Raw genomic sequence first — 22366 nt, 5'->3', positions numbered from 1 at the left:
TAGTACACTTGGCGAACCCTTCAGTAGCCCTTTAGGGTTTGGTCAGTAACAAAGGCTTTTAGCCGCAGAGAAAACCACCCGTTCTCACGGGTGGTTTTTATTTCCAGACTTGTTCTAGCTTATCGGCATAAATACCAATTGCCCTTCTATCTTCTATCGTCTCTATTCATTCACTCCCTAATCAAATTGTATGCGCATACATTCTATTCCTTCAAATTGTTTCTATGTTTATTATATTGCTAATCTACTAATATGAAATATAATACAATTATAGCATGTACCTACCATTTTTTTCTTCTGTGGCAGGACAATTGCCCATTTTATCGATTATTTACCTATCTAAAATAAGGGGGTATATATAATGAATCCACGTCATGTGGTGTTGTTTACTCAATTGGAAAGCTATCGAAGGGAGTTGTTGGGAGTTTTAAAGGATATATCGGAAGAACATTCGGAAGTCATACCTGAAGGGTTCAAGAATAATATTCGTTGGAATCTTGGACATATTTATCTTGATCAATATCTATGGATCCAAGCGGTTACGAAAGAGAAAACAGGCGTGCCGGAGCAATTTCAAACATGGTTTGGATATGGATCAAGTCCAGCAAGCTTTGAAAAAGGCACTCCTTCTTTCCAAGAGTTAAAGGAATTACTAAGAAAACAGCCTTTAAAGATCAGGGAAATGTACGGAGAAAGATTAGAAGAAGAATTTCCATCAACAGAGATGGGTATGTATACGATTGAACAAGTACTTATTCGAACGATCTTCCATGAAGGCTTACATATACAAACGATTTTAGATATAAAGAAGTTTCTATAAAACATGTAAAGACCGCAACTATTCCGAAGAGATGGATGCGGTCTTTGTATAAGATATTCCCTAACTTACCCACTTTACGGTATCCATTAGTGATACATAGACATCACTTTCTCTATATCATCCATTAATTGGCTACTTTCCTCTCTGGAGAGACGTAGGGGCATTTGATCATATAAGGTAATGATTTGTTCGATAATGGTGCCATTCAAAAACATATCTTCACTCCTCAAAGTTCGATACGTTAATATACCCTTAAAATGACTATCGTATTTTTACAATTTACGATACCATTCAGCCGCTGCTTCTACTTCATCTGCCGTAAGCTGGTGTCCACGATTCTCCCAGTGAAGCTCTACTTTTGCATTTGCACCTTCTAAAAGCTTTTGAAGCTCAGTTGATTCTTCCGGTGAGCAAATAGGATCATTAGTCCCCGCACCGATAAACACCGATGTTCCTTCCAAATTAGGAAGCTCGATTCCTCTCAGAGGGACCATTGGATGGTGTAACACGGCAGCCTTCAAGGCATTTTCATAGTGGAATAACATACTGGCCGCAATGTTCGCACCATTTGAATATCCAATGGCTACGATGTTGTTACGGTCAAAATCGTATTTTTCAGCCGCTTCATCTAGGAAATCATTTAACTCTTTTGTACGAAAAATTAAATCTTCAATATCAAAAACCCCTTCAGCTAAACGTTTAAAGAATCGGGGCATGCCATTCTCTAGAATATTTCCTCGCACACTTAACACACCCGCAGAATCATCAATCATCCCAGCAATAGGCAGTAAATCTAATTCATTTCCCCCTGTACCGTGAAGCAATAACAAAGTTGGTTTTTGTGGGTCTTTCCCCTTTTGATAAATATGTTTCATTCGTTTTTCTCCTTTCAACACACCATGTTATTTTGGTCTTTCCATCGAAAAGATGTCACCTATTTTGGCATAATTGGTTCCGGCTAGTCGACTTACCGCTCTCAGGGCTCGTGGATCAATCTTCCCCTCGTGATAAATGGCAGGATCGATGTGAAACTGAACGATTTTTCCAATAATCAAATCACACCCAGGTGCCTCTCCTCCCCCTAACTCAAGCGACTGCTCTAACGTACACTCGAACCGGATTTTCGCCTCCGTTATTCCTGGCACAGCAACTTTTACACTGTTCACTGGAGTTAATTGAGCAAGTTCAATTTCACTTTCATCTGGAGGAACAGATGCTGCAGTTTCGTTTATTTTTTGTACATTTTCTTCATCAACCACATGAATTACAAATTCCTTTGATTGATGAATGTTTCTTGCTGTATCCTTTTGTTTTCCACCAGATCTTTGTATCGACAAGGAAATCATAGGAGGATTGGAGGATACAATGTTAAAGTAGCTGAAAGGAGCACCGTTTAGCACTCCCTTTTCCGATAATGAGGTAACAAATGCAATCGGTCTTGGGATAATACTACCGATTAATAACTTGTAATTTTCCCTTTCGGACAATGCTGACGGATCAATGGAAAGCATGTAATCAATCCCCTCGTCTTATTTTAGCTCTTACTTCAAACGGAAGTCGTACCCATTTGCCGACGCCCAATTGGTATTTGTTTTAAATCAATCATGTTACCGATGTACTACATAGGAAGTAACCCCACTTGACCGTAACCTACTACCACCAGATAAAATAACTTGAAATTAAATATCTCGATTTAAAGATATAATAAAATAGAAAATATTTTAAGTCAAGAGCTTTTATAACATAATAGCCAAAGATGTACTGAACTAAAGTTCATATAACTTTGGCTATTTTGCGTATTTAAATGGAATATCAAACTGCGCAATTAAGAAAATGATAATTAACAAAGAGATAATGTATGCTGGAAGTGGTTTATTATGATGTAAAGCAATAACCGAAAACATCACAATGTCAAATAGAAATGAATATAGTAAGGTCCAATCATTTTGATACGATATTCTGTCAAACATGTGTAAAATCCATTCAACGAAAATATAAATTCCTGACCAAACAAATATGTAAAGGATACGGTGAAGCCATTTCTCAGGGAAGTGGGAAAGAAATAAAAAGATACTTAAAGGCATCGTGTTTATTGCATAAATAATGACAACCATTCCATGACTATAAAGAAAATCAGGATGAAATTTCCACAATGTATATTCTTGTACGATATATTCATACAGCAAACCACCTGTGGAAACAAATAACATACTGGGATGATATTCACGCCAGTTTTTCCCTTTCCCCCACTTCATCGCTGCCAAGATCGTTAGTATGGCAATAGTAACGTGCATACCCACTATCCTCTCAAGTGTTTGTTCACAGTTTAACCTAAAGAAACTCCTTTAATGTACAAATTTTATGTTTAAACATAAGATTCTAAACTGAATAAGAAAGAGAAATACTGGAACAATATGTGAAGAATCGTCGAGCATGGGAGGCAAAATTAGATGAATGAAAATAAAAATCAACAAAACTCTTCGTTGAACAATGATAAACAAGAATTACAAACTAAAAACGAAATAAACACCGACCGAAACACTTCATCACAAGAAGATGGTTTCCGATATGATTATGATGACTCTTCAGATGTGTAAAATAAGTGTTTGCCCTATATTTGAAAAAGGACGTTAAACCATCAATTCAACGTCCTTTTTCACTAGAAACACAAAAATGAGTTACCTAAAGCAACTCATTTAGTAGATTAATGGGAAGGAAAGAAAATCATTTGCACAATAAATATTACTCCAAAAACATATAAAATTGGATGAACTTCTTTACCTTTGCCGCTTACCAATTTCATTAAGGGATACGTAATGAATCCAATGGAGATCCCCGTCGCAATACTAGCTGTTAATGGCATAGTGAGAATGATGGCAAACGCAGGAAAGGCTTCATCAAAGATCTTCCAGTTGATTTTTGATAACCCCTCCATCATATAACAGCCAACGATAATTAATGTAGGAGCTGTTATCGCAGGTAGTGATGAAATCGCAGACACAATAGGCGAAAAGAATAATGCCAATAAAAACAAAATGGCCACTACCATTGAAGTTAAACCAGATCGCCCACCAGCAGCTACCCCAGTTGATGACTCAATATACGCGCTTGATGGACTTGTTCCTAAGGTTGATCCTACTGTTGTAGCTACCGCATCTGCCATTAGAGCAGATTTTACCTTTGGAAGATTACCGTTCTTCATCAGTCCAGCTTGTTCTGCAACACCAATCATCGTGCCAGTTGTATCAAAAATCGTCACGAGTAAGAAGGCAAAAACAACCGTATACAACCCGTTTGAGAAAACACCCATGATATCTATATCAAAAAAGACCATTGGTGGTGGAGTTGCAACCACTCCATCAAATTTTAATTCGCCTGTAAAGTAACCAATCACAGCTGTTACAAGCATTCCAATGAACAATGCACCATTCACTTTTCGTGCAATCAAAATAAGTGTTACAAACAATCCGACGATAGATAAAATCGTTACCGGTTGATGAAGATCCCCAAAAGCTACTAAATTACCTGGATTCGCAACGACAATTCCCGCCATTTTTAATCCGATAAAGGCAATGAAAAGACCAATTCCTGATGTAATCCCATATTTTAAAGAAGCCGGAATGGAATGAATTAATGTTTCTCGCAACTTCGTAAAAGATAATAATAGAAATAACACACCTGCTAAAAACACAGTTCCAAAAACAACTTGATAACTGATCCCATGAACAGCTACTACACTTGTGAAGTAAGCATTCATTCCCATCCCTGGAGCAATGGCGATAGGATATTTTGCAAATAGAGCCATGATCAACGTACCGATAACGGCTGAGGCAATCGTCGCCACAAACACTTGATTAAAAGGTACTCCTGCCGCCGAGAGAATTGCAGGGTTTACAAAAATGATATACACCATCGTAAAAAAGGTAGTGATTCCTGCGAGAACCTCTGTTTTTACATTTGTTCCTAATTCCTTTAACTGAAAAAAGCGTTCCATAAATCCTCCTAAAAAATAAAAATTCCTAACTATAAATGGGTAGACTTCTCCTACCCATTCGTAGTTAGGAATTAACGGTTCCTAGTAGAGACTCTTAGACCATATTTCTAAGAATATACGAATGAAAAATCACAACAAAATGTATTATATACGAACCTTTAACATCCGTAAACATTTATTGTTCGTATTTTACTCATATTCCACAAAATTTCTTTTAAACTACTTCATAAAAAAAGAGAAAGCTCATGCTTCCTCCTAAAACCACTTCAACTTCAATACATCCTTAAAGAAATCTTCAATACTTGTTGTTTGTCTATTGTTATAGCTTTTTCTAACCGTTTCTAACAACCATGCCGGAATGGTTTTTCCATCTATTAAACGATAATATTCCTCGTATCCTCTTTTTAAATGCTCCCAACGACCATCATCTCCAGGTAATAAATATTCAGATACATCGATAATTTTCACTTTACCATCTTGTAATAGAATATTTTTCAAGTGAATATCTCGAGGATTTAATCCTTTGTTTTTTGCGTAAGCTCTCGCTTTATCCACCTCTTGAATCACCTGTGATGGAATATGAATCCCTTGCTGAAGACATTCGTAAAGTGTGATGCCTGATTCATAACTTACAACTAAATACCGGTCTCTAGCCTCATAGCAGGTCGAAAAATAAGGAGAAGATCCCAGTTTTTCATACACCTTTGCTTCTATCTGAATTTTTTCTAATTTATCATCAGCAAACAGTTTATATGCATAGGCTGGCGCTTGAATATATTGAAAAACAGCTGCATCCGTACCAACACCAATACACTTCAATTCTTTAACATTCCCATGAATTGAAACGGGTTGATTATTTGGATTCGAAGTAATAGTTATATGGGACAGGAGCTCATCAACAATTTCACATTCTTTTTCCATATTCAGCCCCCTATCTATCTTGAAATCTATTTTGTTAGGGTATCACAATCATTCAAGTTAATAAAATATTATGACCTGTCATATAATGGACAACCCGTTAATAGGTATTTATTATCTTGGAGGTGGTTTGAGTGAACGAAAATAAAAAATTAGCCATTGAGCTTGCAAAAGCATTAATTCAAAATAACCATGTGAAGCCACGTTTCAGTCACACAAGAAACAATGACATCGGAGATGAGAACTCAATTGAATACCTAATTGGGGATTCTCGCTATTCGTTTTTAGACATTGTATCCCATTATTTAGACAATATTGAACGCATTAAGAAGTGGAGCTAGTTGCCAATACCTTATTAAAATATATTCTATAAAAGCACACAAATTCGTTGATAAGGATAAGTTATCCTTTTTAGTAAAAAGACGAATATTTCTAAAGGAACTCCTAAAAATAGAATGAAAGGATGTGCTTTTATGAAAAATGAGACAGTAATTACAGAACTAAATGCCCTACTAAAGGGTTCTTACATGGGGATCCGCTCGATGGAGCACTATATTGAAAAGGTCGCTGATGAGGAACTCAGAAGGCATTTTCAGTCAATGCAACAGGAAACAAAGCACAATGCCCAAATACTTGCCGAACGGATTCAAAATTTAAGTGGTGTACCAGCTGATAGCGAAGGGATAACAGGAGCCATGCAAGGCTATCTACATCGCATGATGCTTTCAGAGGACCCTAAAGATATCCTTGAGGATGCCTTAAAAGGTGTAGATGATTATGGTGTACACTATTCAGAAGAACTTGTAAGAGGAGACTTAGATCCAGAAAGCAAACAAATTGTTAAAGAAGTCATTGATACCAATCGAAGACATGCTGACTTTTTAAGACAATTACTACAACAGTAGACCATCTAAGTGAGAAGATGGTCTTTTTTTCGTCCAATCCTTTACCCAATTATACCTATTCCTACATTAGATATATCGGTATCAGAGACAATCGTATCCTTCACTCGTAACTTGATTTCATCTACCACGCATTTCCTTTTTCTATATTATTATCTTTTTAGAAATTAATGAAACTAATTTATTTTTCTTACGTATGAACATTACAAGGAATTAATACATTGATCAATTTATATATAACCGTATTGGTCAAAACATTAAATGAGTATATGGCGGTCTTCTTTTAGACTAAAATAAATCCTATTGACGCGAATTAAGTTGATATATTATCATACTTATACAGTCATCTTAGTTACAACTGAACAATAATTTATATACTCCAAAGGGGAGTAGCTAACAGTTATGTCGACATTACGTGATTACAATCACCGGCCTAACTGGCAACGAATTTGTTGTTTGCGAGACCTTTGCCATCTGGTAAAGGAACTATATGAAACCCAGCCTTTATCATTTATGATAGAGGCTTTTATTTACTTTAGTTTATCCATAAAATGGAGGGTGTCAATTGTTTAATATATTTACTACTCTACTTAAAGCCGGTTCACCAACTGTTGACCTTAAAATTAAGCAGCCATCTGCACAAATCGGTGAGACGATATCAGGTTGTTTTTATTTACATGGGGGCCGAAAAACTCAAAAAGTTAAGAGGCTTGAATGTAGTTTAGTTAAAGAATACGCCGATGGAAGCTTCGATACGGTTGAAGAAGTGACAACCATCTTAATGTCTAAACAATTAAGTGAAAATGAAACGCTCGAATTCCCTTTCACTTTTGTCATAACAGATAAATTCCAACCAACCACAAGTAATATTACCTATCGATTTCATACAAATCTTGTCTACTCAGACAACCTGACAAGTAAAGATCATGATGAACTGGTTATTCTTACTTCAGAAGCAAATGATTAATTATGTTGGGGAGGCTATTGCCTCCCTACGTATTTTTTCTGCCTTTTGCAGAATTTTCTTTTGCATGTGCTTCGTGTTCAGCAACGATAGCTTCAGCTGGAATATGGTTATTTTTTTTCGGGCGATTCGCTTGTGCACGATGTTTTTTTCCCATGTTAATCCCTCCATGCTACTTTTATTTTTTTTAAGCATGTGCTCAAATAGGATTCGACATCCTACAACATATCTTCCCTCAATAAAAATAAAGCATTCACATCTCATTCATTACCTGAGATTATATTAAATTCCACTTCTTTTCCATTGCTATAAGCTTTCAAATACTCATATTTTTTATTTACATTTACTTTATACAATAACTCACGGTCTAGATAATGATTGGTATAATCAGTGGTAGTTTCTGTGTTATAAATAATCTGTAGTGTATCTCCATTTTCTGCAACATCGAAATCAGTAATATAGAAAGCAGACTCACCCTGTTTTACATTGGCCCTATTCAAATACACATAAACTCCCTTTTCGGAATCAAAGTAAACATTTACTCCATTTTCATACTCGAGATCACTAATAAAAGATTGGATCTCTTGCTTCACATCTTTTTTTTCGACTTGAGAATAAGATAGACTCGAGCTACACCCAGATAGTAAACCTGATAATACTAGTATCAATAAGAACTTTTTCATGTATACTCCCCTTTCTTATTTGCATAAAGAGTATTTATTACATAATCTATATATTTACCTTCATTTTACCATTTTGAGACAAAAAGCTCCCTTAAAAGAAAAGGACGTTAACCTCTTAAGATTAACGTCCCAACTAAAACATGTTAAATCGTCCATTCCAATAACACCCCGGCGTGAGTTAATCCTCCACCGAAGCCATATAACAAAATTTTGTCACCCTGTTTAATTTTCCCCTCCGTTACCCCTTTATCCAGTGCAAGAGGGATTGTTGCTGCAGAGGTATTCCCGTATTCCACTAAGCTTTTTAGTGTTTTTTCTATCGGAAATTGGCTTCTTTCACAAATGGACTCAATGATTCTAAGATTCGCACTGTGTGGTACAAACCAATCAATTTCTTGTAAGCTTATTTCTGTTTTTTCTAGTACGGACAACATCCCTTTTGGAACCGTATTAACAGCCCATTTATATACTTCTCGCCCATTTTGTGTAATGTTTCCTGTTGCCGTTAGGCTTTCTCCGTTTATACTCTCAGACAGATCGGTACAGTATAAGTTCTTCCCTAGTTCCCCTTGTGAACCTAAATGTGAGGAGAGGAAACTTGGACTATCTTCATTATATTCCACAAGAACCGCTCCCCCACCATCACCAAATAAAACACAAGTGGTTCTATCAGTAAAATCAGTTATCTTTGACATCGTTTCGGCACCAATAACCAAAACCTTTTTATTCAAACCAGCGGTAACTAAACCATTGGCAACGTGTAAACCATAGGTAAATCCTGCGCATGCCGCATTCAGATCAATCGCTCCGGTATGAGGAATTCCGAGCTTAGCTTGGACTAATGCAGCAACACTAGGAGTTTTAAAATCCGGAGTCATGGTACATACAATAATCATATCTACATCATGAACAGACTTGTTATTTTTTTCGATTAAATTTTCTACCGCTTTCACACAAATATCACTGGTATACTCATGTTCGCTTGCAATTCTTCTTTCCTTAATACCCGTGCGTTTGACGATCCATTCATTGTTTGTGTCAACCATCCGCTCTAAATCTTCATTTGTTAGTATTTTCTCTGGTACATATGAACCTACTGCAGTGATTTGTGCTCTCGAGTCGTTCATTCCTTCACCTCATTAATAGATATACACTCATTATAACTAACTATTAGTATCTGGTGCTAACTTTATGTATTCTTAGAGAACTTTTTTCACTAGCCTTCCGATTAGTAAAAGTGGATTTTCCCGCGAGAAAAGGGTATTCTAGAACAATCGAACTTTTATTTAATTCTTATCGAAGGGGATTTATTATGATTGCAAAAACAGATGAAGATATAAATGGATTGAAGGAAATCGGGAGAATCGTTTCCTTGATTCGTGAGGAATTGGTACAAAAAACGGTTCCAGGGATTACTACACAAGAACTTGATGATATGGCTGGTGTTCTTTTTGAAGAGCTCGGAGCTATTTCTGCACCAAAGGGTGAATATAACTTTCCTGGCTACACTTGTATAAGTGTGAATGAAGAAGTGGCACATGGAATTCCTGGAAAGCGCGTGATACAAGAAGGAGATATTGTTAACATTGATGTGTCCGGCTCTAAAAATGGCTATTTCGCTGATACAGGTATTTCCTTTGTTGTTGGTGAAGGAGATCCCCTTCTTACGAAGATTTGTGAAACAGCAAAAGAAGCATTCGAAATGGGCTTGAAGAAAGCAAAACCTGGCTCAAAGAAGAGTGGACTCGGAAAAGCAGTAATGTCTGTAGCCAGAAAGAATGGATTAACAGTTATTAAAAATCTTACTGGTCATGGTATCGGACGGAGAATTCATGAAGCCCCAGATCATATTTATAATTACAATGAAACTTGGGATGATGAACTATTAAAAGATGGTATGGTTATCGCTTTTGAACCATTCATCTCCACACAAGAAGAGGAAGTGTTCCAAAACGAAGGAGATGACTGGACATACGTCACAGAAAAAAGCTTTGTTGCTCAATGTGAACATACCATCATTCTTACTAAGAATGGACCGATCGTCATTACTCGATAATTTAATATGTTCAATCACAATTCAAAAAGGAGCTTGCTATTCCACAGCAAGCTCCTTTTCGCTAATTATTGATTAATTTATTAATATCCTCTACTGTAGGAAGAGCAGAAATCGCTCCCTTGCCTTCTGTAGTTAACGCCCCACTTGCATTCGCAAAAGTAAGTAATTCCTTTGCTTTTGTCTCAAGTAGTTGTCCTAATTCTTCAATGCTTGCGTTATTTTCTAAAAGCTTGTATAAGAATCCACCAATAAAAGCATCTCCAGCACCTGTTGTATCTTGAACATTTGCCTTAAACCCCTGAGATTCATACTTTTTGCCATTTACATAAAGTTCTGCACCGTTAGCACCTTTTGTATAAATAATCGCTTTTACCTCTCCTTGAAATAGAGAAGAAATGGCCGTTTTTTCGTCAGCTATTCCTGTTATGAATTCGAGCTCTTCATCCGAAATTTTGACGATATGAGCCTCTGGAATAAATGCCAGAATGGTATTTTTGCATTCTTCTGCATCCTTCCAGAGAGGAAGTCTTACATTAGGGTCAAAACTAACAAGCCCGCCTTTTTCTTTCATCGCTCGAATCGCTTTCGTATGCGCCTGCTTCATTGGGCTTTCAACTAAGTCAACCGAACAAAAGTGGAGAATGTCTCCCTTATTAAACCACTCTTCATCAATTTCTGCTTCATCTAACAGTAAATCAGCAGATGGATTACGGTAAAAAGAAAAATCTCTCTCTCCATCTAGTCGAAGAGAAACAAAGGCAAGACCTGTATTGGCCTCTGACGTCCGGCTGACCTTATCTGTATCTACGCCGGCTTCCTCCAACTTCTCTACTAAAAAATCACCAAACGCATCTACTCCAAGCTTAGTAATCATAGAAGAGGAACCACCATATTTCGCAACGGCTGCCGCTACGTTAGCTGGAGCTCCTCCTGGTGCACGTTCAAAAGAAATAACATCCTTTAATGCTTTTCCTTTTTCCAAAGGGATAAAATCAATTAATACTTCTCCGATAGAAAATAACTTCCCCATTTTGCTACCTCTTTCTACTGATTTGTTTGTAAATCCCATTTCATTGCCTGAAAAGAAACCTTCCCTCCTGTAGCAAAAAAGCGAATTCCCTGACTCTTTTCGCTAGGAAAGATCCTACTGGTAAAAACTTCTTCTCCATCATTAACAAAAATTTCAACTGAGGACACATCAACAAACATCTGAAACTTTATTTTCTTGCTGTCCAGCGTACATTTTCTCACTGACCCATAAGACGTAGCAAAGGATGTTCCTGAATGTGTTCGATCGAGGACTAGCTTCTTTTCTATCGTATCATAAGTAATGATCGTTTTTTCATTTTTTCCTGATCGAAATTCAATCCCAAATGTTTTTGCATCTTGGTTTTGAAATTCAGTAATTAGCTCATAAGTCGTCCCGGTGAATCCAACGTAGGATTTACCTTCATCATGAAGATTATCCTTTATATTTTTTTCATTTTTTCTTAACTCTTGTAATTCCTTTACTGGATTTTGATGTAGTTTCCCATTTTTTTCGGTTAGCTCTCTTGGTAAGGATAGACAATGAGCCCAACCATCCGCATCCGTCGGATAGTCGATTTCCGGAAGACCCACCCATCCAACTAAGATACGTCTCCCTTTATGATCCTCCATCGTTTGTGGTGCGTAGAAATCAAAGCCACGATCCAGTTCTTGAAACTCTCCGTGGGAAAATAAACCATTCTCCACATCAAGTGGATTTCCTATCAAGTATCCAGATTGATAAATATTTTGATACCAATCACCATTTGGAGCAATTCCTTGTGGTGAAAAAACAAGAATTCCTTGATCTCCCAGTTCAAAATAATCGGGGCATTCCCACATATAACCGAAATGAGGAAGCTCTGTTTTCATTTCACCTTTAAAGGACCAACTCAATAAATCATTTGATTGATAAAGGACGATACACCCTGTTTCATTTGTTCTTTGAGCTCCAATCACCATAAAAAACTGATTGTCTTTTTTCCATATTTTCGGATCACGAAAATGATCAGTATATCCTTCTGGTACCTCAGAGAGAACCGGAGGAAGCTTTATTATTTCCCCCTCTTGATTCATCACGGCTAAACATTGATAGGGGTTCCTTCCCCAGTCCTTATCACGCGTGTTTCCCGTATAAAGTAAATATAACTTCCCCTCATGTTCGATGGCACTCCCTGAGTAAGCTCCATGACTATCAAAATAGTCACCTGGCTTGATCCCAATTCCTGCATCTTCCCAGTTCACCAAATCCTTTGATTTCACATGATACCAATATTTCAACCCGTGAACCGGTCCTAATGGGAACCACTGATAAAATAAATGATATTCTCCGTTAAAGTAGGAAAAACCGTTTGGATCGTTTAACAATCCTGTATTCGGTTGTATGTGGAAAGTTTGTCGCCAGACTGAATTATTCACTCTTTGTTGCAATTCAAGTACTTCTTCCTGGCTTACTTCTTCCAACCTTCGATATCTTCTTTCTTTTGTCCATTCCATGTTAGTCTTCTCCTTATGCAAACAGAGGGGAATCAAAATCGTGATTCGCCCTCCTCATTTTTCACTCTTAAGCTGCTTTAAACCCGTTTTTCTTCTTTTCTTTCTTTTCCTCACGCTTCCCTAATACATAGGTCATAGCAAAGGCTACTGAAAAGGCAATAGTCATGCCGATGATATAAGAGATAATGGATCCCGGCTTAATAGAGATAATGCCTGGAAGTCCCGCCGCACCTAGAGCAACAGCTTTTACTTTAAATAGCGTCACAAACGCTGCTCCTACAGCTGAACCAATAATGGCACCGATAAACGGAAAACGCAGCTTTAAATTCACTCCGAACATAGCAGGCTCAGTAATTCCGAGTAAAGCTGAGATACCTGCAGCTGAAGCAACACCTTTTGTCTTGGCATTTTTCGTAATTAACAGAACCGCCAGTGTTGATGCACCTTGAGCAATATTTGACATGGCAGCAATAACGAAGATAAATGAACCGCCTGTTTTAGCCATATCTGCTAATAGTTGTGTTTCTACTGCAATAAAGCTGTGGTGCATCCCCGTGATAACAATTGGCGCATACAGAAGTCCAAAGATTGCTCCCCCGATAAATCCAGTCGTGTCATACAACCAAATTAACCCGTCCGTTAGTAAGTTCCCTGCTGAACGTGTAATCGGTCCAACTGCTGTGAAAGTTAAAAGTCCTGTAACAAATATCGTTAATAATGGCGTTAATAAGTTATCTAATGCAGATGGAATGACTTTTCGTAAACCGTTTTCAATCTTTGCTAAAATAAACGATGCTGCAAGAACTGGTAAAACACTTCCTTGATAACCGACCTTTTCAATTTCTAATCCAAAAATATTCCAAACCGGAATCGTTCCATTTAACAAAGCATCTCCGTAACCATACCCATTCAATAAATCTGGGTGAACCATCAGCATTCCAAGAGCTGCCCCTAAATACTGATTCCCACCAAAACGTTTTGTGGCTGAAAATCCAATTAAAATCGGTAAGAAAACAAATGCAGCATTCGCAAACGTATTAATAAGTGCGGCTAAATCAGCAAGTTCAGGCTTTGCTTCAACAAGCGATTTTCCAGCGATAAATAAGTCTTGAGCCGTTAATAGATTGTTAATCCCCATCAATAAACCGCCAGCTACAATCGCTGGGATAATAGGTACAAAGATATCCGAAAGCATCTTTACAAAACGTTGAAGCGGATTCATTTTCTTTGATCCAGCGTCCTTTACGTCGCTAGTAGACATTTCTTGTATATTTGTTAATCTAGTAAACTCCTTATATACTTCATTTACCGTTCCGGAACCAAGGATAATCTGATACTGACCTCCAGTTGAGAACGTTCCCTTTACTACATCCATTTCTTCAAGAACATTTGTATCTACTAAGCTTTCATCCTCTAATACTAGTCGAAGTCTTGTTGCACAATGTGCAGCAGCTGAAACATTTTCTTTGCCGCCAATAGCTTTAAGAATTTCTTCAGCAATTAATGAATAATTCATTGGTATTTCCTCCTTTTTCTATTGTGGAACCGATTCCAATATTGATTAAAAAATAAAACTATGGAACCGGTTCCTTTTTTAAGTATTATTTCACCGGTTCCTATGTGTTTGTTTTGGAACCGGTTCCGATGAGTTGATTATAATTCATGTTTTATGAAACTGTCAACGCTTCCACGAGAAATTAATTCAAAATTTGTGTATGTGATTTTTTCTATTTGTTCCCCTTCAATCAATTTAAGCATTTTTTGTGCAGCTATTTTTCCCGCATGTTTAAATTCGTATTTGACAGTCGTGAGGCTTGGATGAATGTACTCTGTTACCTCATATCCCCCGAACCCCGTAACAGATAAATCCTTTGGAATATCTAATCCCTTTATAAAGGCTGCTTTACAAACACCTAGGGCAATATTATCTGTCGCACAAACAATAATCGATGGCTTAAAATCGTCAATAATTCGCGTGGCTTGGTAAAGAGCATCACCCATTCCAAACCCTGTTTCATAATATTTGACCTCGCACCCTTCAATACCTGAAACTGCATCTTTGAAGCCATCTCTCCGTTGAACTCCAACAGAAATATCTTTCGGAGTTACACCTAAATAAGCTATTTTTCTATGACCTTTCTTCAAAACATGCTTTCCCATTGTTTTTGCTGCTTCGTAATCTTGATGAATGATACTATAAACTTCATCATGCTGTTGGCCTACTAGTAGGATCGGAATATCAATTTTTCCAAAAGCTTCTAGATGCTGATCGGTTATTTTAGTCGCCAACAAAATAATTCCTGCTACCTTTTGTCTTGCAAAGCTATAAAGACTCTCTATTTCTCTTTCTTCATCTTGACTTGTGTTCGAGATGACCAATTGGCATCCAGCTTCTCGGAGTTGTTCGTCAATCCCAATAAGTGTTCTTGCAGAAGCAAAAGAATCTAACCGAGGAACAACGGTTCCAATAATACTTGTCTTCTTTGCTTTTAAACTTTGAGCAAACGTATTCGGAACATACCCCGTCTCGTTTATCACTCTCTCTATTTTCAGTTTTGTCGCATCTCCAATCGATCCACCGTTCAAATAACGTGAAACAGTACTCTTCGCAACACCAGCGATACGAGCAATATCTGCAATTGTTGTCATATTGTCACTCCGTTTTAATTCTTCTATGTAATCCTACCAAATCCAATAGTTTTTACTTAACACCACTATTCTACCATAATTTCACAAAAAAAGACGATTACTCAATAAGCAATCGCCAATCCGAATTAAAAGTCTTTTTTAACTTAATTCCTCCTTACATTAAAGAATAAAACCACTAAAAACCATGCCTATATTGATCACGATATGAAAAATAATAGATGGGTAAAGGCTATTTGTTTTTAAAACTATCACTCCATAAAAAAGTCCTCCTAATGAAAAGAAGAGACAAAGAATAAATGGAATGCCAATGATCAGATGCATGAGTCCAAATCCAATACTTGTAACAACCAGTGCATAAGAAACCCCAACATATTTAACTAAGGATGATAATAAAATCCCCCTCCATATCCATTCCTCAAGTGTAGCGTTAATAAGAGAAAATAAAATACAAAAAACAATGAATGAATTATTTATAAGCAGATCTTTTTGTAAAACAAATGGGAGAAATGCTGCTCCAGAAGATACAACCACGACAACCAATAAATTGGATAGCTTTATCGAGTGAAAAGGTAATTGTATCACTTGACTCCACTGAGGACGGTGATGGTAAAAAAAGAACTCCTTTTTACTTAATCGATGAGCAATGTATAAACCCGTTACCATTATCAACAGTAAACTCCGGTTTAAAATAATTCTTGTTTCACTCTGAAAATCATACTGGCCAATCACCATATTCATTAATTGATAAATAACTAAACTACCAAGAAAACATATAAAAATGGACGCTAAAAACCGGAAATTAGTGTTCTTCAAAACTATCAATAACAGCAATAGTACTGTTCCAGTCCAAAGCCACATACCATATGAGATAAAAATAATACCTACAAGAAATAAAACTGCCGATACATTATTTTTTTGATTTAAAGATATGTCATCCTTACTCCTTTTGGTTAATTATTCGCTTTTATCATACCATTTTATTCCTTTTTTGAAATGAGAAATAGTAATATTCTGGGCAAAATAAAAAGCAAGGGCCCGGTGTCACACCAGACCCATGCTAAAATAAAGTTTAATTCTTAGTACTTTTACTGAAGAGGTTGGTTATTCATAAAGGTGTTTGGCTCCATTTTTCCGGCACCTTGAATGATTCTCATATCTAGAGGAGGTGTTCCATGTATATAGGCTGGTCCTGGTTTAAGATCTGGTTTTTGACCCATTGCTTGCGGATTTTGAACATATTCAAAACTAGCCTGTCCATCAAATGTTGGGCCATTTGCCCATCTACCTGACCGACTATCTTCTCCCTCAGAGAAGTTCATGAATGAGTAGGATACTTCTTGTTTTTCATATTCTTGATTAAAAGTACTTGGAACTATTGCTCCTTGAGTTTTTTCTAACTCTTCAATTGCTGCCATCCATTGATTTTGGTGCATGGTATCTCGAGCAATCAAGAAAGAAAGCATATCACGGACTCCAGGGTCTGTTGTCATTTCGTACAGACGGCACACCTGAAGTCTTCCTTGTGACTCTGCATTTAAGTTTGCACGAAAGTCTGCTAACAAGTTTCCACTTGCTATCGTGTAACGAGCTGTCCATGGATATCCGACACTGTCGTTTGGTTGAGCGCCCAGTCCATTTACAATGGCATGTTGAGGATTCATCCCACCAAGTACAGCTTCTATTACTGGATCCTTTGCTGCTTGTTCCTGGTCATTTGCCGGTGCGCCGTCTAATAATTGTGCAATCATCGTTGCAATCATTTCTACATGCGCAATTTCTTCGGTTCCAATATCTAATAACATATCTCGGTACTTACTTTCTGCGCGACAGTTCCATCCTTGGAATAAATATTGCATCATAACAGAGATTTCTCCAAATTGTCCACCGAGTATCTCTTGTAATTTTTTTGCATAAACTGGGTCTGGCTGACTTGGTTTTGCGTTATATTGCAGTTCTTTTATATGGTAGAACATTTACATCCCCCTAATTCTTTTGATCCGTTCACAAAGTATTTTTGGCAGAAGCTCATAATATATAAGATGAAATAATACCCAAAAAACGTTCTTTCACTGAATAAAAGTAAAGAAAAGAATGTATGATATAAAAAAAGACATCCCAAAATTGAGATGCCTTATCTTTAATATAGTATTGGTCTTATAATTGTTCCCCATTGGAAGCAATTACATTTTTATACCAATCAAACGATTTCTTTTTGCTTCTTGCTAATGTACCATTGCCATAATCGTCTTGGTCTACGTAGATGAAACCATAACGTTTAGACATTTCTGACGTACCTGCACTAATTAAATCAATGCAGCCCCAGCTTGTGTAACCAATTAGATCTACGCCCTCTTTGATGGCCTCTTTCATTTGTTCAATATGAGCACGCATATAATCAATACGATAATCATCGTTGATAGAACCATCTTCTTCTACTTTATCGTAGGCTCCGAGACCATTCTCAACAATAAATAAAGGTACCTGATAGCGATCGTACATTTTCTTTAATGTAATACGCAAGCCCTTTGGATCGATTTGCCATCCCCAATCCGATGACTCTAAATAAGGATTTTTCACTCCACTAAAGAAGTTTCCTTTTTCCTTTTTCTTGCCTGGTGCCCCACTTGCAACCATAGACATATAGTAGCTGAACGATAGGAAATCTACTGTATGTTGTAATAAAATTTCTTCGTCTCCAGGAAGCATGTTAATTTTAATTTCATTTTCTTCAAAATAGCTCAACATATAACTTGGATAATATCCACGAACTTGAACATCAGTGAAGAATAAGTTCATTTGATCTTCTTTTTGTGCTTCTAACACATCATCTGGACTACATGTTTCAGGATATACTTCCATACGAGCTAACATACATCCAATCATAGCTTCAGGAATAATTTCATGACATGCTTTAACCGCTCTTGCACTAGCAACAAATTGATGATGTAGAGCTTGATATACCGTTTGTTCCTTATGCTCCACTTCGTCAATTAAGATTCCGCTTCCGATATACGGAGAAAGTGTAGAGATATTGATCTCATTAAAAGTTAACCAGTATTTTACTTTTCCTTTATAACGATTGAATACAGTTTCAGCATAATTTACAAATAAATCAACTACACGACGATCTGCCCAACCATTGTAATTTTGTACTAAGCTAAGTGGAATTTCGTAATGTGATAAAGTGACAAGTGGCTCAATTCCATACTTTAATAACTCATCAAATACCTTGTCATAGAAAGCTAGTCCTTCTTCATTTGGCTCTCTATCATCACCGTTTGGAAATATACGAGGCCAAGAGATAGACATACGGAATGTTTTAAAGCCCATTTCTGCAAACAAAGCAATATCTTCTTTATAACGATGGTAGAAGTCGATTCCACGACGTTTAGGGAAGTTATCTCCACCTTTACCTGATAAAAGATCTTCTAGTTCTTTTTTGCTTTTCACGTCCATCTCGATATCATTACCACGTTCTTCTTTTGGTACAAATTGTACCATATCAAAAATAGATAATCCTTTGCCACCTTCGTTGTATGCACCTTCTAATTGGTTTGCAGCCGTAGCTCCACCCCATAAAAACCCTTCTGGGAATTGATTGTTTTTCATGATTGTTCCTCCTAGCCTGTTCTCTAAAATGACATTAGTTAGTTTATAGGAATATAGTAATTTTAATTCGTCTGATAGTAAATATTTGTGGAGTATCTAGTTTTTAATAACATCGGTTGTTAAACGTTACAAAATTGTAACACTATGTTACATTTAATAAAGTATGATTTTAAAGTTGCTTTTTCTAAGGAGAGGTCCCCTTTCATGTTTACAAATGAGGTCATTAAATCATTCAATGAATTAGAAACATCTATATATAATTATGTTTGCCAACATGGTGAGAAAGTTGCCTATATGAGAATACGCGAATTAGCCGATGAAACACATGTTTCTACAGCAACCATCTTACGTTTTTGCCGTAAACTTAATTGCGAAGGTTTTTCAGAGTTTAAAGTGAAGCTTAAAATGCATCTAGGCGAAGAGAAAAAAGCAACATTAAAGAACTCAGACCATTCAGTAGTTGAGTTTTTCGAGCGGACATTAAATGGTGATTTAGAAGAGAAAATTATCGAGGCAGCAAAGCTGATTGCAGAAGCGGATCATGTTCTTTTTATCGGAAGTGGTAGTTCAGGGATTGTTGCTGAATATGGAGCTCGATATTTCTCGAGTTTAGGGAAATTTTCACTTTATATAAAGGATCCCTTCTTACAGCTTCATTCCAAACACCACGATAAAAGCGTGACGATCGCGCTATCCGTGTCTGGTGAAAACTTTTTTACGATTGAACACTTGAACCAATTAAAGCAAGAAGGAAGTACCATTATTAGCATCACAAATAACACACGTTCAACGATTGCCAAAATATCTGATGTAAACATTGCCTATTACGTGACAGAAGAAATTTATGAAAAAGCCAATATTACCACTCAAGTGCCTGTCGTGTATATTCTAGAATCTCTCGCACGTGAAGTACATAGACAAAGCTAGACCCTTTCTTTAGTTTGGTAGATTGCTAACACATTAGTAGACTCTCTTGAGAGATTTTCTTTTTCTATGTTTTAATATGTAAAAAAGAAAATTGAAGGAGTAATACGATGTTTTTCTATATTTGCATGTCATTATCTATCATTCTAATACCTGGTCCCGATATGATATTTGTTCTTACACAAAGTATATCATCAGGTATTAAAGCAGGAGTCCGTACGATATTAGGTTCCTTAACTGGAACATTTATTCATACCTTACTTGCTGCGTTTGGCTTGTCCATTATTGTTCAAAAATCACCCTTTGTTTTTGAGGTAATCAAATATGGTGGAGCCGTTTATTTACTATTCTTAGCTATTCAATCTTTTCGTGAAAAAAGTGAACCTACGCAATTGGAACCTGATGGTGCTCCATTAAAGGGCTTTTTTAGAAAAGGTTTTATAACGAATATTGCTAATCCAAAAATGCCTATTTTCTTTTTAACCTTTTTACCACAGTTTGTGCACGTAGGTACGGGTGATGAATCGTTTCAAATCTTTTTCTTAGGTATGATTTTCATCATTGAAACCTTTATTGTGTTTTTTATTGTCTCATTATTCTCTTCGCGACTAAGGGACAAATTAAGTGGAAATGTCATTGTATCTAACATAATAAATTATTTTAAAGGAACTATTTTTGCTGGATTGGGGATTAAATTACTACTTTTAAGTAGGTAATCCCCAAAAATACTGGGGGTGTCAAGTTAACTAAACACCCCTTACCTTATTTCTCTAACTTTCCTCCTTTACTTGACCAATTACCGAGAGAACGGAACCAACTGCTTGAATCCAACTTCCTGCAAAAATAATAGAATCTCCCGAGGAAGCCGACACCTCCCCTTTTGAAAGCTGCTTTTCCTTAAGATTAATGCTACCACCGATAGCTTGAAGAGAGTTCCCTATAGACTGTAGTAAGTTCCCATTTATATTATAAATTTGACCAGCTGCAGTTGGATCTTTAAATTCATCCCCCAAAGCCACTGCCCCACCTAGCGCTTGCAGCCAATTACCTGTAATGACTAGTTTCTCTTCAATATCATCTTCTATATTCCATACAAGTCCAGCAAGTACTGTGCTATTTCCAATTGACTGAATTTCATTTCCCAGTTTCTCAAGAGAAGGCTCCTTTTGGCCATCTGCTTGAAGTGCATTACCCACAGCTTGTAGAGTATTTCCAACAATATCAAAATCTTTATATAAGTCAATAATCCTAGTGCTTTCCGTTGGGTAGCTTGCAACCGCTGACAGTATGGTACCTATTGCGGCTACCACCGCTCCATATATTTCTTTGACCTGATCGTCCATAACATACTCCTTACTGTTGTATGTTAAATAATATTCAATTCCTATAGGCGTGTTACCCTTGATCATTCACTAATGAGTTAACTCAAAAAATATAGACCTTCGATTAGAAGGTCCATACTTATTCCTTACGGTTTCGGTTCCACTTTTTATACTCTAACTCCAAGTCTGTAAGTGTTAGTTCAAATAAATGTTGCTCGTTCTTTTTGTAGATTCCTGCTTTGATTAAGTAATTAATTAAATAATTCTTTCTTTTTTCTACTGCTAATCTTAATTGTTTTGACATCCTCCATACCTCCAGTTTAGTTTATTCATTTACCAACAAGTCTTACTACTGTACTTTTAGAAAACTAAACTGAAGTTTTTATGAATAAAATAAAAAGCCCCTTAGAAACGTCCATCTTCATGAACAGTTAACTAACAGGAGCCTTCGGTTGTCCGATCGGCATGTATTTATAGGTTCTCGAGTAAAATCTTCACTTTTTCTAGTACTTGCTCATCAAATTGTCCTTTTGAACGCAAGAAAATCATCCTCTTTGTTCAAAGTTAATCGATTCTCCAATAAATCCTCTAAAGTTGTTTGATCTAACACGTACGCGATGGTGTCTCTTACAAGCGACCAGAGCGGTTTTAGTTGACATGCAGGTTCTAATTGACATGGTTCGTATTTCGTAATGGATGCACATCCCATAGGAGAAAGTGGCCCTTCTAACACCCGAATGACTTCACCAATGTTTATGTCCCTTGTTTCCCGTTTTAGGATATATCCGCCATTTGTACCTCTTTTACTATCCAGGTACCCTAATTTTTTTAACTTTAATAAAATTTGTTCTAAATAACTTACTGTAACCAATGTTTTATCTGAAATTTCTTGAATCGATACTATTTTTCCATGATGTTCCCCAAGAACAAGTAATGCTCTTAGCGCATATTCTCCCTTACTTGAAACCTTCATTTCGTTTTCCCCCTATTTTTTCCCTCATT

Annotated in this window: 27 protein-coding genes and 1 riboswitch; of the genes, 8 read left to right on the top strand and 19 right to left on the bottom strand. The window is 36.7% G+C overall.

Annotated elements, in window-relative coordinates; translation table 11 throughout:
- The first annotated feature begins 361 nt into the window (after nt 1-361).
- Complete coding sequence (locus ACQ5H4_RS13730; protein WP_430775502.1) at nt 362-820, top strand: DinB family protein; 459 nt, start codon at nt 362-364, stop codon at nt 818-820.
- A gap of 86 nt (nt 821-906) precedes the next feature.
- Here the strand turns inward: ACQ5H4_RS13730 and ACQ5H4_RS13725 are convergent, their stop codons facing one another.
- The 4 genes from ACQ5H4_RS13725 to ACQ5H4_RS13710 form a co-directional block, all read right to left on the bottom strand.
- Nucleotides 907-1035, bottom strand: coding sequence for a hypothetical protein (locus ACQ5H4_RS13725; protein ID WP_430775501.1), 129 nt, complete (start codon nt 1033-1035; stop codon nt 907-909).
- 57 nt (nt 1036-1092) lie between these two features.
- Entirely contained in the window at nt 1093-1695 is a 603-nt protein-coding gene (locus ACQ5H4_RS13720) for an alpha/beta hydrolase (RefSeq protein ID WP_430775500.1), read from the bottom strand.
- Between the two features lie 27 nt (nt 1696-1722).
- Nucleotides 1723-2331: a flavin reductase family protein gene (locus ACQ5H4_RS13715; protein WP_430775499.1), complete on the bottom strand. Its 609-nt coding sequence runs from the start codon at nt 2329-2331 to the stop codon at nt 1723-1725.
- A gap of 276 nt (nt 2332-2607) precedes the next feature.
- Complete coding sequence (locus ACQ5H4_RS13710) at nt 2608-3114, bottom strand: CBO0543 family protein (RefSeq protein WP_430775498.1); 507 nt, start codon at nt 3112-3114, stop codon at nt 2608-2610.
- 156 nt (nt 3115-3270) lie between these two features.
- Between ACQ5H4_RS13710 and ACQ5H4_RS13705 the strand changes: the two genes are divergently transcribed.
- Complete coding sequence (locus tag ACQ5H4_RS13705) at nt 3271-3417, top strand: hypothetical protein (protein ID WP_430775497.1); 147 nt, start codon at nt 3271-3273, stop codon at nt 3415-3417.
- A gap of 107 nt (nt 3418-3524) precedes the next feature.
- On the opposite strand, the gene ACQ5H4_RS13700 is transcribed toward ACQ5H4_RS13705, so the two are convergent.
- A complete protein-coding gene (locus ACQ5H4_RS13700; protein WP_430775496.1) occupies nt 3525-4814 on the bottom strand; it encodes an NCS2 family permease in 1290 nt (429 codons plus the stop codon).
- 41 nt (nt 4815-4855) lie between these two features.
- A riboswitch (purine riboswitch) is annotated at nt 4856-4955 on the bottom strand.
- 114 nt (nt 4956-5069) lie between these two features.
- Complete coding sequence (locus ACQ5H4_RS13695; RefSeq protein ID WP_430775495.1) at nt 5070-5735, bottom strand: serine/threonine protein kinase; 666 nt, start codon at nt 5733-5735, stop codon at nt 5070-5072.
- A gap of 131 nt (nt 5736-5866) precedes the next feature.
- Between ACQ5H4_RS13695 and ACQ5H4_RS13690 the strand changes: the two genes are divergently transcribed.
- The 3 genes from ACQ5H4_RS13690 (at nt 5867) to ACQ5H4_RS13680 (ending at nt 7601) form a co-directional block, all read left to right on the top strand.
- Entirely contained in the window at nt 5867-6073 is a 207-nt protein-coding gene (locus tag ACQ5H4_RS13690; protein ID WP_430775494.1) for a hypothetical protein, read from the top strand.
- 132 nt (nt 6074-6205) lie between these two features.
- Nucleotides 6206-6637 carry a DUF2383 domain-containing protein gene (locus ACQ5H4_RS13685; RefSeq protein WP_430775493.1) on the top strand — a complete coding sequence of 144 codons (432 nt, stop codon included), beginning with the start codon at nt 6206-6208 and terminating at the stop codon, nt 6635-6637.
- A gap of 562 nt (nt 6638-7199) precedes the next feature.
- A complete protein-coding gene (locus ACQ5H4_RS13680) occupies nt 7200-7601 on the top strand; it encodes a sporulation protein (protein WP_430775491.1) in 402 nt (133 codons plus the stop codon).
- A gap of 25 nt (nt 7602-7626) precedes the next feature.
- On the opposite strand, the gene ACQ5H4_RS13675 is transcribed toward ACQ5H4_RS13680, so the two are convergent.
- The 3 genes from ACQ5H4_RS13675 to ACQ5H4_RS13665 all read right to left on the bottom strand — a co-directional run bounded on the left by ACQ5H4_RS13675 (nt 7627) and on the right by ACQ5H4_RS13665 (nt 9408).
- Nucleotides 7627-7755 carry a hypothetical protein gene (locus tag ACQ5H4_RS13675; RefSeq protein WP_276131208.1) on the bottom strand — a complete coding sequence of 43 codons (129 nt, stop codon included), beginning with the start codon at nt 7753-7755 and terminating at the stop codon, nt 7627-7629.
- Between the two features lie 103 nt (nt 7756-7858).
- A complete protein-coding gene (locus ACQ5H4_RS13670; protein WP_430775490.1) occupies nt 7859-8281 on the bottom strand; it encodes a hypothetical protein in 423 nt (140 codons plus the stop codon).
- Between the two features lie 143 nt (nt 8282-8424).
- Nucleotides 8425-9408 (bottom strand): ketoacyl-ACP synthase III, encoded by a 984-nt coding sequence (locus ACQ5H4_RS13665; RefSeq protein WP_430775489.1) that lies wholly within the window; start codon nt 9406-9408, stop codon nt 8425-8427.
- 185 nt (nt 9409-9593) lie between these two features.
- On the opposite strand from ACQ5H4_RS13665, the gene map reads away from it, so the two are divergent.
- Nucleotides 9594-10337 (top strand): type I methionyl aminopeptidase, encoded by a 744-nt coding sequence (map, locus tag ACQ5H4_RS13660; protein WP_430775488.1) that lies wholly within the window; start codon nt 9594-9596, stop codon nt 10335-10337.
- Between the two features lie 61 nt (nt 10338-10398).
- On the opposite strand, the gene ACQ5H4_RS13655 is transcribed toward map, so the two are convergent.
- The 7 genes from ACQ5H4_RS13655 to ACQ5H4_RS13625 all read right to left on the bottom strand — a co-directional run bounded on the left by ACQ5H4_RS13655 (nt 10399) and on the right by ACQ5H4_RS13625 (nt 19118).
- The gene (locus ACQ5H4_RS13655; RefSeq protein ID WP_430775486.1) at nt 10399-11367 is read right to left on the bottom strand and encodes a carbohydrate kinase family protein; all 969 of its coding nucleotides are present in this window, start codon (nt 11365-11367) and stop codon (nt 10399-10401) included.
- Nucleotides 11368-11381: 14 nt separating this feature from the next.
- Entirely contained in the window at nt 11382-12860 is a 1479-nt protein-coding gene (locus tag ACQ5H4_RS13650; RefSeq protein WP_430775485.1) for a glycoside hydrolase family 32 protein, read from the bottom strand.
- 67 nt (nt 12861-12927) lie between these two features.
- Nucleotides 12928-14376, bottom strand: coding sequence for a sucrose-specific PTS transporter subunit IIBC (locus ACQ5H4_RS13645; protein WP_430775484.1), 1449 nt, complete (start codon nt 14374-14376; stop codon nt 12928-12930).
- A gap of 137 nt (nt 14377-14513) precedes the next feature.
- Nucleotides 14514-15509 (bottom strand): LacI family DNA-binding transcriptional regulator, encoded by a 996-nt coding sequence (locus tag ACQ5H4_RS13640; protein WP_430775483.1) that lies wholly within the window; start codon nt 15507-15509, stop codon nt 14514-14516.
- A 159-nt stretch (nt 15510-15668) separates the two neighbouring features.
- Entirely contained in the window at nt 15669-16172 is a 504-nt protein-coding gene (locus ACQ5H4_RS13635; protein WP_430775521.1) for a CPBP family intramembrane glutamic endopeptidase, read from the bottom strand.
- 422 nt (nt 16173-16594) lie between these two features.
- Nucleotides 16595-17482, bottom strand: a complete 888-nt coding sequence (locus tag ACQ5H4_RS13630) for a manganese catalase (protein ID WP_430775482.1) — start codon at nt 17480-17482, stop codon at nt 16595-16597.
- Nucleotides 17483-17663: 181 nt separating this feature from the next.
- Nucleotides 17664-19118, bottom strand: a complete 1455-nt coding sequence (locus ACQ5H4_RS13625) for a glycoside hydrolase family 1 protein (protein WP_430775481.1) — start codon at nt 19116-19118, stop codon at nt 17664-17666.
- A gap of 204 nt (nt 19119-19322) precedes the next feature.
- On the opposite strand from ACQ5H4_RS13625, the gene ACQ5H4_RS13620 reads away from it, so the two are divergent.
- On the top strand, nt 19323-20045 hold the full coding sequence (locus ACQ5H4_RS13620) for a MurR/RpiR family transcriptional regulator (RefSeq protein ID WP_430775480.1): 723 nt from the start codon (nt 19323-19325) through the stop codon (nt 20043-20045).
- A 107-nt stretch (nt 20046-20152) separates the two neighbouring features.
- Nucleotides 20153-20758 carry a LysE family translocator gene (locus ACQ5H4_RS13615; RefSeq protein ID WP_430775479.1) on the top strand — a complete coding sequence of 202 codons (606 nt, stop codon included), beginning with the start codon at nt 20153-20155 and terminating at the stop codon, nt 20756-20758.
- Between the two features lie 54 nt (nt 20759-20812).
- Here ACQ5H4_RS13615 and ACQ5H4_RS13610 read toward each other — a convergent pair whose 3' ends face one another.
- The 3 genes from ACQ5H4_RS13610 to ACQ5H4_RS13600 all read right to left on the bottom strand — a co-directional run bounded on the left by ACQ5H4_RS13610 (nt 20813) and on the right by ACQ5H4_RS13600 (nt 22337).
- Nucleotides 20813-21385 carry a DUF6944 family repetitive protein gene (locus ACQ5H4_RS13610; protein WP_430775478.1) on the bottom strand — a complete coding sequence of 191 codons (573 nt, stop codon included), beginning with the start codon at nt 21383-21385 and terminating at the stop codon, nt 20813-20815.
- A 118-nt stretch (nt 21386-21503) separates the two neighbouring features.
- The gene (locus tag ACQ5H4_RS13605) at nt 21504-21668 is read right to left on the bottom strand and encodes a Fur-regulated basic protein FbpA (RefSeq protein ID WP_119707909.1); all 165 of its coding nucleotides are present in this window, start codon (nt 21666-21668) and stop codon (nt 21504-21506) included.
- A 213-nt stretch (nt 21669-21881) separates the two neighbouring features.
- Complete coding sequence (locus ACQ5H4_RS13600; RefSeq protein WP_430775477.1) at nt 21882-22337, bottom strand: RrF2 family transcriptional regulator; 456 nt, start codon at nt 22335-22337, stop codon at nt 21882-21884.
- Nucleotides 22338-22366: the final 29 nt, after the last annotated feature.

The organism is Bacillus coreaensis (genome assembly GCF_050586445.1).
Taxonomy (GTDB): Bacteria; Bacillota; Bacilli; order Bacillales; family Cytobacillaceae; genus Robertmurraya_A; species Robertmurraya_A coreaensis.
The sequence above is the reverse complement of the archived record's forward strand: the minus strand, read 5'-3'. Positions and strand labels throughout refer to the sequence as shown.

Excerpts from the sequence above, each read along its gene's own strand:
- ACQ5H4_RS13700 (WP_430775496.1), bottom strand. The coding sequence starts at position 4,814 with ATGGAACGCTTTTTTCAGTTAAAGGAATTAGGAACAAATGTAAAAACA.
- map (WP_430775488.1), top strand. The coding sequence starts at position 9,594 with ATGATTGCAAAAACAGATGAAGATATAAATGGATTGAAGGAAATCGGG.
- ACQ5H4_RS13655 (WP_430775486.1), bottom strand. The coding sequence starts at position 11,367 with ATGGGGAAGTTATTTTCTATCGGAGAAGTATTAATTGATTTTATCCCT.
- ACQ5H4_RS13650 (WP_430775485.1), bottom strand. The coding sequence starts at position 12,860 with ATGGAATGGACAAAAGAAAGAAGATATCGAAGGTTGGAAGAAGTAAGC.
- ACQ5H4_RS13720 (WP_430775500.1), bottom strand. The coding sequence starts at position 1,695 with ATGAAACATATTTATCAAAAGGGGAAAGACCCACAAAAACCAACTTTG.
- ACQ5H4_RS13665 (WP_430775489.1), bottom strand. The coding sequence starts at position 9,408 with ATGAACGACTCGAGAGCACAAATCACTGCAGTAGGTTCATATGTACCA.
- ACQ5H4_RS13635 (WP_430775521.1), bottom strand. The coding sequence starts at position 16,172 with ATGGTAACGGGTTTATACATTGCTCATCGATTAAGTAAAAAGGAGTTC.
- ACQ5H4_RS13625 (WP_430775481.1), bottom strand. The coding sequence starts at position 19,118 with ATGAAAAACAATCAATTCCCAGAAGGGTTTTTATGGGGTGGAGCTACG.
- ACQ5H4_RS13705 (WP_430775497.1), top strand. The coding sequence starts at position 3,271 with ATGAATGAAAATAAAAATCAACAAAACTCTTCGTTGAACAATGATAAA.
- ACQ5H4_RS13605 (WP_119707909.1), bottom strand. The coding sequence starts at position 21,668 with ATGTCAAAACAATTAAGATTAGCAGTAGAAAAAAGAAAGAATTATTTA.
- ACQ5H4_RS13675 (WP_276131208.1), bottom strand. The coding sequence starts at position 7,755 with ATGGGAAAAAAACATCGTGCACAAGCGAATCGCCCGAAAAAAAATAAC.
- ACQ5H4_RS13645 (WP_430775484.1), bottom strand. The coding sequence starts at position 14,376 with ATGAATTATTCATTAATTGCTGAAGAAATTCTTAAAGCTATTGGCGGC.
- ACQ5H4_RS13710 (WP_430775498.1), bottom strand. The coding sequence starts at position 3,114 with ATGCACGTTACTATTGCCATACTAACGATCTTGGCAGCGATGAAGTGG.
- ACQ5H4_RS13610 (WP_430775478.1), bottom strand. The coding sequence starts at position 21,385 with ATGGACGATCAGGTCAAAGAAATATATGGAGCGGTGGTAGCCGCAATA.
- ACQ5H4_RS13685 (WP_430775493.1), top strand. The coding sequence starts at position 6,206 with ATGAAAAATGAGACAGTAATTACAGAACTAAATGCCCTACTAAAGGGT.
- ACQ5H4_RS13695 (WP_430775495.1), bottom strand. The coding sequence starts at position 5,735 with ATGGAAAAAGAATGTGAAATTGTTGATGAGCTCCTGTCCCATATAACT.
- ACQ5H4_RS13615 (WP_430775479.1), top strand. The coding sequence starts at position 20,153 with ATGTTTTTCTATATTTGCATGTCATTATCTATCATTCTAATACCTGGT.
- ACQ5H4_RS13620 (WP_430775480.1), top strand. The coding sequence starts at position 19,323 with ATGTTTACAAATGAGGTCATTAAATCATTCAATGAATTAGAAACATCT.
- ACQ5H4_RS13730 (WP_430775502.1), top strand. The coding sequence starts at position 362 with ATGAATCCACGTCATGTGGTGTTGTTTACTCAATTGGAAAGCTATCGA.
- ACQ5H4_RS13640 (WP_430775483.1), bottom strand. The coding sequence starts at position 15,509 with ATGACAACAATTGCAGATATTGCTCGTATCGCTGGTGTTGCGAAGAGT.
- ACQ5H4_RS13715 (WP_430775499.1), bottom strand. The coding sequence starts at position 2,331 with ATGCTTTCCATTGATCCGTCAGCATTGTCCGAAAGGGAAAATTACAAG.
- ACQ5H4_RS13630 (WP_430775482.1), bottom strand. The coding sequence starts at position 17,482 with ATGTTCTACCATATAAAAGAACTGCAATATAACGCAAAACCAAGTCAG.
- ACQ5H4_RS13600 (WP_430775477.1), bottom strand. The coding sequence starts at position 22,337 with ATGAAGGTTTCAAGTAAGGGAGAATATGCGCTAAGAGCATTACTTGTT.
- ACQ5H4_RS13725 (WP_430775501.1), bottom strand. The coding sequence starts at position 1,035 with ATGTTTTTGAATGGCACCATTATCGAACAAATCATTACCTTATATGAT.
- ACQ5H4_RS13670 (WP_430775490.1), bottom strand. The coding sequence starts at position 8,281 with ATGAAAAAGTTCTTATTGATACTAGTATTATCAGGTTTACTATCTGGG.